Below are 13,156 nucleotides of genomic sequence, written 5' to 3' on the forward strand. Positions count from 1 at the left end.
GACAACCTTTCTTCTTTTACAAAGTAAAGAAACAGAGCAGGTGCTACTCTGTTTCATCAATAATTTCAAGAAGCCGTTTTTTATTCTGTTTGATTTGTTTTTTTCGATTTGAATCCGGCCAGTACTCTTTTCTGACAAACTCGGCAGGCGGCAGCGGAGTTCTGACGGCATGATATGAATCATCCAGGCCGCTTACCAAAAGGTGGGCGTTTGTTCCGCCAAAACCGAAAGCGCTGATGCCCGCCCTCCGTTTTCCATCCTTCCAGCTTCTCAGCTCTGTATTCGGATAAAAAGGCGACTTTTCAAATTCAAAGCGGGGATTTGGCGTTTCACAATTCAATGTAGGCGGAATTTCCTTATGCCATATTGATAAAATCACTTTAATGAAACTTGCCGCTCCGGCAGCGCTTAATAAGTGTCCGATATTGGTTTTTACACTTCCTACTCCGCAAAATTGCGTTTTGTTTGTGTCTCTTCGGAATACTTTTGTCAGAGCCTGTAGCTCAATCGGATCTCCAATCATCGTGCCTGTGCCGTGAGTTTCGACGTAGCTGACTGATCCGGGAGTGATATCGGCTTTTTCAAATGCATCTTGAATAACCTGCTCTTGAAGCTTAGGATTCGGGGTCGTAATTCCCATTGTCGCACCGTCGTTATTAATAGCTGATGCTTCAATGATACCGTATATCCGATCTCCGTCCGCTTTCGCTTTCTCGAGCGGTTTTAACAGAACAGCGCCAAAACCCTCTCCGGGTACAAAGCCGTTTGCCCTTTCATCAAAAGTAAAACACTGACCGTCCGGCGAAAGAGCTCCTCCTTCTGTTAACATCAGGTAAGGAATTTCATCCAAAAGCAGATCCGCCCCTCCTGCCAGCGCCATCTCTGAATCACCGTTTTTTATGCTTTGGCAGGCTAAATGAATGCTGACTAATGAAGAAGAACAAGCGGTATCAGAAACCATGCTTGGACCGTGAAAATTAAAGAAATGCGACACGTGTGAAGCAATAAAGTTTTGACTAAGCCCGACGATGTGGCTGCTGCTTTCTTTCGGCAGTTTGTGACCGTAGCCGCCCATTCTGGAACCGACAAATACGCCGACTTTTTTTCCCGATAATTCTGTTTCTTCATAACCGGCATCCCGTACAGTCTGTACACTCGTTTCTAAGAAATGTCTTATCAGCGGGTCCGTTTGGATGGCTTTCTCCTCTTCCATGCGAAAATACTCCGGATCGAAGCTGCCAATTCCATTGATAAATCCTCCCCATTTGCTGATGCTTTTTCCCTTTTGCTGCACCGGAGAGTAATTTTCTTCTATATTCCACCGGGAATCAGGTACTTCTTTAATATGATTCTTCCCTTTTCTCAGATTGTCCCAAAATTCCTCTTTATCAGCCGCTCCAGGGAACTTACATCCGATTCCGATAACAGCTATCTTTGCAGAGGAAGCCGTCTGCGGTTCTGTATTTCGGCTCGTCACAGACTGCATATCATGCTGATTACTGCTTTGAGAATCAGTCTGTTCGATTTGTTTTTTCAACGGCGGCGCCGTCTTACCGATATATTCCGCAAGACCATGAATCGTGTTGTGTTCAAGAAGCACAGTAGGGTCGATTTTTTTCTGAATCATTGCTTCTATACGATGTATAATGCTGACAAGAAGTATAGAATCCACACCGTATTCCTGAAAATTCGTATTTGGGTTAAGCTTTTCAAGGGGAATGCTCAATTCCTCGGCAAATACGGCAGAAAGTTCACTGACAAGCCCTTCTGAATGATCAAAAGTGTCGGGAGTCTCCTGTCTTCGCACTGGAAATGAAGCCTTGCCGGTTTTATTGATATTCAGGAGACTGTCTGCATGAAACACTGTTCCTTTTTTCACGATAGGAATGATATTGGCCGATTTTTTCTCCAGTGCATGATACAAAATCGCCAGTCCTTCCCGTGTGGAAAGAGAGTCCAATCCCAATTCATCATATAAAGGACTCGTCACAGTACCCATTCCGACTTCTTTCCAGCTCGGCCAATTGATGGACGTGAAATACGTTCTCCCCTTTTGAAAATGATAAGCCGCGAAATAGTCCATATATGCGTTTGCAGACGCGTAATCAGTCATTCCTTTCGACAGTTTGGGTGACTGTGCAGCAATTGATGAAAATAGAATAAAGAAATCCAGCGGCCTATTATTAAAAATCCGCTCCAAATTCTGAAGTCCAGTGACTTTCGGCCCGTACACCGTCTTAAATTCACTCATTCTTTTATGAATAAAGGCCGGATTTCCGCCGCTGTGCAGTCCGGCACAGTGTATGACACCGCTTATATCTTTAAATTCAAGGCTTACTTGGTGAAAGAATGAACGCAGCTTCTCTTCATTTGTGAGAGAACCGCTGTAATACAGATAGTTGACACCTTTCTCTTCAAAACTTTGAAACAGTTTGATATTGCTGACTGTCTTTTCGTCCTGTCTGCCCTCTTTCAGCAAATGATCCCATTCACTTCGCAAAGGTAATGGACGCGTCCCCGTCAGCACGAGTTTTTTCACTCCCCGTTTCACCAAATCTTCAGCTATTGCTCTGCCAATACCCCCTGTCCCGCCGGTAATCACGATGGCTTTATCCGCAGGAAATGAAACAGGCCCGCCGGTATGGATTCTTTCTTCTTCAAAATACGGAACATATCTGACGCCGCTGCGGTAGCATACTTCATTCTCTCCGGTACATTGCGCCCTTTCATTCTCAAAGATTTGTTTCAGCTCATGCGTTTCTTTCATGCTGTCTATATCTATTGTTTTCACATGAACAAAGCCGTATTCCGCAGAAAGGGCTTTCAGAAAAGCCGCTGATTCCGCCCCCGTCAGCTTTGGTTTTTCCGCTTTAAATACCTGCAAGCCATTGGTGATTTGTAAAATGGATAATGGTGTTTCCTTTTTACTCCGCTTAATTATTTCTTGTATAAATAAGAATTTACCATATGGGATGCCGTTCTGATTGTCACTCTGGTTTCCGATATCTGAGAAATCAAATATATTTTCGACCTGCCGCTCACCGCCCGAGAAGATCTCACGGATAACGTCGTATGCGTGGTTTTCATCTAATAAAGAACACTCAAACATTTGATCAGAGTGTTTTATAAATGAAGAGTGATGTTTTATGACAATCAGATTCTCCTGATCTATATCCGAACAAATGGTGCGGGCAATTGATTCTGTGTCTTGATTTACAAATGCTACTGTCAGTCCGTACTCTTTTGTTTCGGATGGATTTACAAACGGATTCTCCCTCCATTTTTTTTGCAAATGATGTTGAAAAGAATGCTGAGGGATCTCTGCCTTCTCAGTCCTGGACGGAACCCAATAACGTTCTTTTGCAAACGGATAAGTCGGAATTGAGATCCGTTTACCCGGCTGCTGTAAATGTTGATGAACGGATTTCCAGTCGATATCCGCCCCCCAAACCCATAATTGAGCCAGCTTTTCCGCTTCACCGTTCTCAATAATGGTCTTTACAAACAATTCACCTGCTCTGCCTTCCGTTAACGCCTTCATTTTTTCAGCGAATGCATCTGCTGATTGCTGATTAACATATACGCCTGGAACTTGCTTGTCACCGCGGCAAAACTCAAATAATTTATCTTTCATTTCTTTAAGAGAGGTACCGGTAATCGCCGCTCTGGCCTCCATCGCTTCTCTGCCCGATTGTGTAGTGTATGCCAGATCCCGTAAAACGACGCTTTCCGATTGGCCGGCTTCCATCACTTCATTCGGGAACATGTTTCTTATCGCTCCGGCATATTCCTTCAATAAGTATTCAGTAACCGCTTGAATGGAGGCGCAATCAGTTAATTCATACATCGTGAGTTCAATATGAAACATTTCGTTAATAAAATCCGCCATCCGGCTTAATTCCAAAGGCCCTACGCCAAATTCACTCAGGTGATCAGCAATATTAATTTCTTCCGGATGGATATGAAGCAATTCCGAAACAAACGGTTTGAGTACTTCATACACCTTTTCTTTCATATCAGGCTGTTTATCCTTTACTTCAGGACTTAGTGAACGTTGAATAAAATCTTTCATGTTTTCGGCATACTCAAGAAGACGTTCATTGTCTTTGGCAGATAACAGGACAATATGCGGTTCGTTCTCAACATGTTCTGTTGAGACGTTTGTTTCTTCATATTCTTCTATAATGATATGAACATTCGTTCCTCCGGCTCCGAATGAGCTGATCCCCGCTCTTCTCGGAACAGTTACTGTTTTTCCGTTTTCCTGCAGTTTCGGTTTCTTCCAGTCTTGCAATGACCGCTGTACATAAAAGGGAGATGCTTTAAAATCAATATTTGGATTCAACGTCTCCGCATGTATGGAGGGAAACAGTTTTTTCAGTTTCATTTGCAAAAGAACCTTTGTCAAACCGGCAATTCCCGCTGCGGCCTCAAGATGGCCGATATTTGATTTGACAGAACCGATTGAACAATATTGAGTGTGCTCCGTAAATTCCCGAAACGCTTTTGTTAATCCGGTGATCTCAATCGGGTCTCCCAGAGAAGTTCCCGTTCCGTGAGCTTCAATATAACTAATTGTACGAGGGTCAATACAAGCTTTCTGAAGCGCGTCCTGTATCAGTTCAGACTGACCATTTGGATTAGGAACCGTAAAACCGTTTGTTCTCCCTCCGTGATTGACCGCTGTCGCTTTAATCAGCGCATAAATATGATCTCCGTCCCTTACCGCTTCCGCCGCCGGCTTTAAAAGTACGGATCCCACTCCTTCTCCCGGTACATAACCGTCACCGCCCTCGCCGAATGTACGGCACCGGCCATCACTTGCAAAGAAGCGGCTTTGATTTAATAATGTATATTTATTCGGATGAAGCGTAAGATTGACCCCGCCCGCAACAGCAAGTGTGCTTTCTCCTCTTCGTATACTTTCACAGGCTAAGTGAATGGCGTTAAGAGAGGATGAACACATTGTATCAACCGCCATACTCGGCCCCTTAAAGTTAAAGAAATATGATATTCTGTTTGCTATTGCAGAAAATGGAGACCCGACGGCCAGTTCATTTCCTTTAAGTGATTCTTCAACGCCGAAAAATTGATAGCTTCCATATGTGACGCCTGCAAATACTCCGACCTTTTTGCGGGTCAGATCTGAAGGTTTATAACCCGCATCCTCTATGGTATTGTACACTGTCTCTAAAAAGAGGCGTTCTTGAGGATCAAGAAAAGCCGCTTCTTTCGGTGATATCCGGAAAAATAAAGGATCAAACCGGTCTGGATTTTTCAGAAAACCTCCCCACTTATAGCAGCTTCCCTCCAGCATTTCCTTCCGGTCATCGGGAATTTCGCTTACGCAATCCCGTCCATTCATCAGCACATTCTGGAACTCCCTGATGTTTTCCGCACCCGGGTATCTGCCGCTGACACCGATAATCGCTATATCAGCAGAAAGGGGATCGGCCGCAATGTGCTCTTTTGAATCTTCTCCTTCAGAGCGTACCGGCGCTTTTGTTTCCACTGGTTTTCTTTTTTGCTTTTTTTGATATGAAACAAGTTCAGATGTGCCGGCCGGGTTCAGCAGTTTCATCATTCGTTCGCTGTGATGACTCAGGAAATATTCGGCTAACTGCGATATTGAATGATACTCAAAAAATAATGTTTTCGACAATCTGCCGATACTTTGCTCCAGCTTTTTAGTCAGACGCATGATCATCACTGAATCAATGCCGTATTTCTCCAGATATTGTTTTTCATCTATGAGTGAGGCCGGTAATTTCAATTCCTCTGACATTATATTTTTCAGATAACTGATTATATTTTGTCTTAATTCATCGTTTTGCAAATCGGCATCTTCCTGCTGCTCTGAATGAAAGCTGATTGTGCCGGCACGCTTCAGCACATCCTCAATCTTTTCTTTACGGCCTTTCAGGGCAATCAGCTGTTCAGATGATTGACACAAGCTGTTCTCCAGAGCCTGTATTCCGTCACCGTCATCTAACGGGTCAAGACCGAGTTCCTGTTTCATGTAGGATACTCCTTCATCGTCAATATTCATCCCGCCGGAAGTCCATAGCGGCCAATTGACTGACACTACCCTTTCGGCAGACTCTGTCGCGGTCATAACTGCTGCATACTGATCCAGAAAGGCATTGGCGAAAGCATAGTCACATTGGCCGGCTGAGCCGAAGACTGCCGATGTGGATGAAAACAAGACAAGTAATTCAACTTTCATTTTTTTGATTTCTTCCGCCAGCCACAGCGCGCCATAAACTTTCGAACCTGTGACTTGATCAATTTCTTCTTTTGTCTTTCTTAAGATAAAAGAGTCACGGAGTACGCCGGCACTGTGAAATACTCCATGTAAGATGCCGAACTGCTCTTTTGCAAAAGCAAACATCCGTTCAGCATCACTTTGTTTTGAAACATCAGATCGGATGTATTCAATTGTTGAACCTGAGCTTCTTAAATATTCGATCTTTTTTTTCTGCTCTTCAGTTAAATCAGAGCGCCCTGTCAATATGAGATTCGCTTTCCATTTTTCCGACAGATGTTTTGCCAGTATATAACCGAGACCGCCCAGGCCTCCTGTAATCAGATAATTCCCATGATGTTTCAGCGGCTGGGTTAAATCGAATGAGCCGGCTTTATTATAGCTTTTCGTAAAACGTCTGCCGTTTTCATAGCGCACTTCAAAATGGATATCCCGTTTTTCGTCACACTCTCTCTGATATATATCAGCTATTGCTGGAAGAGCGGCTCCCGCACCCTCTGAAAGAGTGATATTGATAATCTGATAGTGAAAATTGGGGTGTTCCTGGTGAACGGTTTTCACCAATCCGCCGAGAGCATGATGCAGCGGCAGTTGTTCTTTATTCTCAGTTTGAAAAACATGCGTCAGTTTTAGTATCTTTTTCCATTTTAGTTCAATCAGCGCCTGTGTAATATACAGAAGAGAAAACAATCCGTTTTCCAATTGTTTCTGTATACCTCCCTTACTCATGTCAGCCTGAGAATCAGACCACAAGTGAAGAATCTTTTCGGGCGGCTGATAATGATCATGAATGTATCGGAACAGCTTTAGATAATCGTCTTTTTTCACGTGGTTCATACAAATCGTATCATCATGTAAAACAGCAAATTCTTTTCCGCGGATGACAAACAAGAGAGTGCAGTCCTTAAACAAACCGCTCAATTCTTGTATTTGCCGTTCATTTTCTGCAAAAATCAGGAGCAATCCCGTCAAGGACACGCTCTTCTTACTCGGAATGAACGATTCTGTCCATTCCGGCTTGTAATATAAAAGCGGATGGTTCGATGCCCGTGATTTTTGATTCTGAATGGATGTCACACGGGCATAGCCTTCGTCAGCCGACATTTGTCCTGTTTGAATCAGATCAAGAATATCGCTGATTTGTTCACGTTTTCCGTTCATCATTCTTCCCCCATTAATTGTTTCAATACAGCCTTCTGATCAATATCATTGGTTTCCAATTGACGCAGGAGACGAATGAGTTCATCGTCCGTCTGAACAGTGTCTTTTTCATGACCATATCTGAATCTCACATCTCTGCACTCTGCCAGAATGTTTCCGTTTCCATCTGTAAATGTCATATGACACGTTACATCACGGCTGTTCTGCCGGTTCTCTTTTTGAGTATAGACATAAAAATTTTGAGCGAGAGGCTGATAGACATCCGCCGCTCCCAGTCCGATCAATTCCGGGAAGGTTTCTCCGCTGACAAAAAACGCACTGGCTTGAATCGCGGACTCAAGCGCTTCAGGAGAGATCGTAAAATTCTCTCTTTTTGCATAAAGCTCATCCGGCAATGAATGAAACGACAGCATTCCGTCACTGTTTTTCGCTGATTCAATGACAAAAGGCGATTCAGCAGGATGTTCAGTCATTTCTGATTTGACTTCAGCAATATCAAGCGCTTCAGGAAGCATACCGCTTTCAGGCTTAACAATATGCGCATTTCCCCTGGCAAGACGTACTTTATTCTCATTTTTTGTGTTTGCATATATGTCAAATCGCGCAAAGTCGCGCTCAGGCGTCAGCGTAATCATCAGTTCCCGTATATCAGTCATTCCGTTCATGCTTTCGGTCCACAATAAATCAGTTAATGTATGAACTGGTTGTCCAAATGCCTCCGCTGCATTGACGATAGCCATTTCAGCCAAAGATGCATAAGGGAAAAAGGACACGTTTCCTTCAGACAGACTTAGTGCAAACGGATGATTACGGCTGATTTTTTTCGTGAAACTGAACTGATTAAAATCGGACGTGTTACTCCCCAAGAAAGGGTGACCCGGCTTACTCACATCCGCTGAAACAAGTGCGTCCCCTTTTTCCGCTATCCAATACCGCTGTTTGATCAGCGGTTGTCCCGGAATAGAAATCCTGCGAGCATTCCGATTCACCTCAAAAGTCTCCCAATCTATCTTTCTTCCATTTACCCATTTGGATGCTGCTTCGGCGTAATCTGAACAAACGTGAGGCATTTCATTGTGAACTTCTGATTCGAATGTATGACCGGTATGGCTCAAGCTGCTTTTTTCACCCCTGCTATAAGCTGAAAGCTCTTCAGCAATGACCTGCCCGGAATCTGCCACTATCGCCAGCCGTTCTTCCATATGATCGCGTCCCGTCTGAAGTGTATAGGCAATATCCTGAAGACGCAGTTTATGATTGTTATCCTTCGATTCATTTTCTGATAGAAAATCAGCCATAACCTTTGCATATTTTATCAGCCGTTGTTTGTCTTGAGCCGATAAAACAAAGATCACTCGGCCGCTTTGATGATCAAAAGCTTTTGGCGGCTCATACGCTTCCAATATAAGATGCGCGTTTGTCCCTCCTGCCCCAAAAGCGCTTACCCCGGCTCTCAAAGGGTGAACAGCATTGCTGTTTTGCGGAATATTCCATTCAGCCGCTTTCCGCTGCACTTGAAAAGGAACCTGATCAAAATCTATAAACGGATTAACAATATCGGAGTGCAGAGAAGGAACAAGCTGCTTATTCTTCATTTGGAGAAGCACTTTCGTTACCGCAGCGATTCCTGCCGCAGATTCTAAATGTCCGATATTTGATTTCACCGAACCGATGGCGCAAGGATGGTTCAATTGATAGGAATCTTTCAGTCCTTGAATTTCAATCGGATCGCCTAATGACGTCCCTGTTCCATGCGCTTCAATATAATTGACGGTGTTCGGATCAATGTCAGCTTTACGAAGCGCTTCTGAAATGACCTCCGCCTGCGCATCCGGATTCGGTATGGAATATCCGCTCGCCTTTCCTCCGTGGTTAACGGCGCTTCCCTTAATCACACCGTATATTTGATCTTGATCTTCTATTGCTTTTTTCAATGGTTTTAACAATACGGCTCCGACTCCCTCACCGGGAACATAACCGCTTCCGTCTTTTCCAAAACTCCGGCATCTGCCGTCACTTGATAGAAACTGTCCCATACTGAGGAACTTATATTTATTCGGATGTATTGACAAATTCACTCCGCCGGCTAATGCCATATCGCTCTCTCCGCAATGTATGCTTTGGCATGCGTAATGAATAGAGGTCAGTGATGAAGAGCACATTGTATCCAGAGCCAAACTCGGACCTTTTAAATGAAAATAATAAGACACCCGATTGGCAATTGAAGAATAGACGGACGCCGGCGAGAAAGCCACTCCATTTTCTTCCCCTTCAAATAGTTGATATTGGCCCCACATTGCACCGACAAATACACCGACTTTCATCTTTTCCAGCATGTTTCTCGGGTACCCTGAGTCTTCAAAACAATTTTTGGCCGTTTCTAAAAAGAGCCTTTCCTGGGGATCCATAAGTTCTGCTTCCCTTGGGGAAATATGAAAGAAAAGCGGATCAAATTGATCGGCTCCGCTGATAAAACCTCCCCACTTGCTGTAAGACTTCCCTTTCATATCTCTGTCTTCGCTGAAGAAATCATCCATATTCCAGCGGTCAGGCGGGACTTCTGTAATACAATCTTTTCCGCTCTTTAAATTCTCCCAAAATTCAGGTAAATCTTCAGCCATCGGATACTTTCCGCTTAATCCGATAATGGCAATGTCCTCATGCCTTGTATCAGCTGTTTCATTTATTTGGATCTCACGGTTTTCATCCTCCATGAAGGTATCTTGAAGTGCAGATTTCAATTTTTCTTTGTCACCTTCAAACACGATCAGCTGTGATGCGTTCAGAGAGAGTGAATCTTGAAAAGCTTTGATCCCATTGGTTTTACTAAGAGGAACCATACCGATTTTTTGTTTCATCCATTTTTCAGTTTGTTTATCCACTTTCATGCCGCCGTCTTCCCATAGCGGCCAGCCGATGGCTACTGAGACGCCGGAGCGTTCTTTTTTCCGCCTCATTCCTTCACGCCACTCAGCGAAAAGATCAATGAAGCGGTTGGCCAATGCGTAATCCGTCTGTCCGATATTCCCGTACATCGAGCTGCTTGATGAAAACATCACAAAGAAGTCCAAAGGTTCGGTTTGCAGCAAGCTGTCCAATAAGACCGTCCCATTTATTTTCGGAGCGATCACTTCCTGAATTTCATCTTTTGATTTTTGAATCAATAAAGCGTCGTGCGTCACACCGGCACTGTGTATCACACCGTTGATTTCTCCGAATTGCCTTTTAATGGTTTTTATGATTCGCTCTGCATCGCGGCTATCTGAAAAATCACCTCTTATATATTGAACCGAAGAACCGCCTGCTTTCATTCGGCTGATTTTGTTCTTTTTGTCTTCCGTAAGTTCAGAACGGCCCGCTAAAATAATATTGGCTTTCGTTTGGGCTGCGATATGTTCTGCAAATATAAGGCCTAAGCCGCCGGCCCCTCCTGTAATCATGTATACTCCGTTTTCTTTAAAGGAGAAACCTGAGTTTTGAGACAGTTCCGCTTCCCGTAAGGCTCGGACCCAGCGCACATTTCTTTCATAATAAAGATCGGTTTCTCCCGGATGCGCTTCCGTAGATTCGACTCTGATGATTTCAGCTGTAAGTTCCGGCAACGATGACTTGTCTGAAACTGATATCCCGATTGTCTTAAGGGCCAGTTTCGGGTTCTCAAGCAAAATAGACTGCCCTGCGCCATGGACTGAAGCGTAAAGCGGCTGATCATTTTTATGGTCCGCCGGATAAAGGAAAAGCGATACAACCTTTTTTTCCGCCTTGCTGCGCATCAATGCCCGGCTGAAAAAGAATAGCGGGTAAGCCCCCTTAGAAAGCTGTTCACTTATTTTTTCCGGGCCGGCAAATGACCCTTCCGGCCACCCGTAAACCACGGTGTCGGGCATTTGCCCCCTTTTTTTCAGATCAGCTGCAAGCCTGTCAAAGTGAGCTTCCTCCCTGTGATCTATCTCATAAACACCGTCTCCGTGATAGGAGAAACGATTCCCTGATAAAACGAGAATGATCTGTGTATTTTCGAATCCATTTTCAGCATTTTCCCGCATAAAATGAAAAAGCTCTCTGTCATATTGAAACAGCAGGCATGTTCTTTTCTTTTTATTTCCGCAATTCGGGTCCCAAGCGGCAGCCTTTTGTCTCCAATGCGGCGTTAAATAGGTCAGAGCCGTATGATTCTCTCCATGATGAAGAGGGCGGTCTTTTTCAACGGAAGTCTTTTCGCCGCTCTCTGCAAAATAATTTGCAAGTTTTTGAATCGTCGGATACTCAAATAATAAAGTAGGGTACAGTTCCCTGCCTGTTTTCTCTTCCAATGCCTTTACGGCTTGCATAAGTGTTACGGAATCGAGGCCTTGTTCATAAAAACCTTTTACAACAGAGAGTGTTTCAGGAGCAGTCCCTTTGATATCTGCGATCAGCTGCTGAATGTCTCCTTCTGTTATAAGAGCGGAAAGATTTTCGTTCTTACTTTCTTTCATGTCAGGCTTTTCAGCCGGTTGATTTCGCGTTAAGAAATAACTGGACATTTTTTGATTTTCTTTAATATACGCGGCGAGTTCCCGGATCGTTTTCTGCTCAAACAGGAGTGTAGGATACAGCTGTTCCCCTGTTTTGTTTTCAAGTTCTTTGACAATGGCAAGCAAAGAAGCTGAATCCAGGCCCTGTTCATAAAAACCAATGTCTGTCCTTATGTCACGCAGATCTATATTTGAAACCCCGGATATTAATTCTTTAAGGTGTGTCTCGATGCTTTCGCTTCGATTTATGATTGAATCTTTTCTGATCAGGCTGTCTTTTGGCTGAGAAGCCGCTTCAGTTTCCAAACGAGTCTGCTTCAGGTTTTCAATTAAATCTTTTGAGCGGATATGTTTCACAGACAGCCGCGTAAAATAAGCGATCATCCCCCCGTGTGCATCGTACAAACCGTAACTTACTTGGATGACATCCCCTGAATCATGATGTTGGTCTTGCTTCTCTATGTACACATAACACCTGTCTTCCAGGCGCTTCCTCATACGGAAAGATTCAATATGAATGGGAATATACGTTTTCATCCGGCTTGCCGGAGATCCTTGTGTAAAATATTCGGGACATGCCTGATAAAGGATCGATATGATGGTAGACGCATCAAGAAAAGTGGGATGCAATTGAAAATAGCCAGTATATTGATTGGCAATTTGGCTGAGCGTCAACTCTGCAAGTACAGAATGGTCAGACGCATAAACCTTCCCCAAACTCTTCATAAATTCAAAATGCTCTATATCAACCTTTTTTAAATAGTCATAACATATCTCCATATCGGCTTCACGGACGGAGGCATGTTTGATTTCATCGATATGGATTGAACTCATGCTTTCCGGGAATTTCTGCATGAGCCTGCAGGTCATATTCTCATCCCAGCTTTCATCCAGAATGCAGTCATCTTTTACCTTTCTGCTCTTCGCCTGAATTTCCCATCCCTGTTCCAATCCCTGAAAACGGATGCGGATTTCTCTGTCAAAGGTATCCGATGTTGCTACAGGTTCCAAATACAAAATATTCTGACACTCGAGTTCTTCAATAGGCAAACCTTTGCTCAGCGCCATACGGTATATCATATCTAAAAATGTGACACCGGGTATAATCCGGGTGCCATGCACCCGGTGATCCCTGACAATATAGTCCGTATGTTTAATTGTTAATGTGAACTGATAGTTTTGATTACTGGCCAACTGTCTCATTCCTTTTCTT

2 protein-coding genes are annotated in these 13,156 nt (G+C 43.8%); both read right to left on the reverse strand.

The genetic code is table 11. From position 1 onward, the window contains the following. Nucleotides 1-43: 43 nt before the first annotated feature. On the reverse strand, nucleotides 44-7,426 hold the full coding sequence (locus OVA33_RS17460) for an SDR family NAD(P)-dependent oxidoreductase (protein ID WP_063636620.1): 7,383 nt from the start codon (nucleotides 7,424-7,426) through the stop codon (nucleotides 44-46). Continuing rightward, nucleotides 7,426-13,137, reverse strand: coding sequence for a type I polyketide synthase (locus OVA33_RS17465; protein WP_128974068.1), 5,712 nt, complete (start codon nucleotides 13,135-13,137; stop codon nucleotides 7,426-7,428). The genes OVA33_RS17460 and OVA33_RS17465 overlap by 1 nt, the downstream gene beginning before the upstream one ends. Between the last annotated feature and the right edge of the window lie 19 nt (nucleotides 13,138-13,156).

It is taken from the genome of Bacillus sp. KICET-1, from assembly GCF_027721405.1.
GTDB lineage: Bacteria > Bacillota > Bacilli > Bacillales > Bacillaceae > Bacillus > Bacillus velezensis.

What these genes read in the sequence shown, in the direction of transcription:
- OVA33_RS17460 (WP_063636620.1), bottom strand. Translation starts at nt 7,426, where the DNA reads ATGAACGGAAAACGTGAACAAATCAGCGATATTCTTGATCTGATTCAA.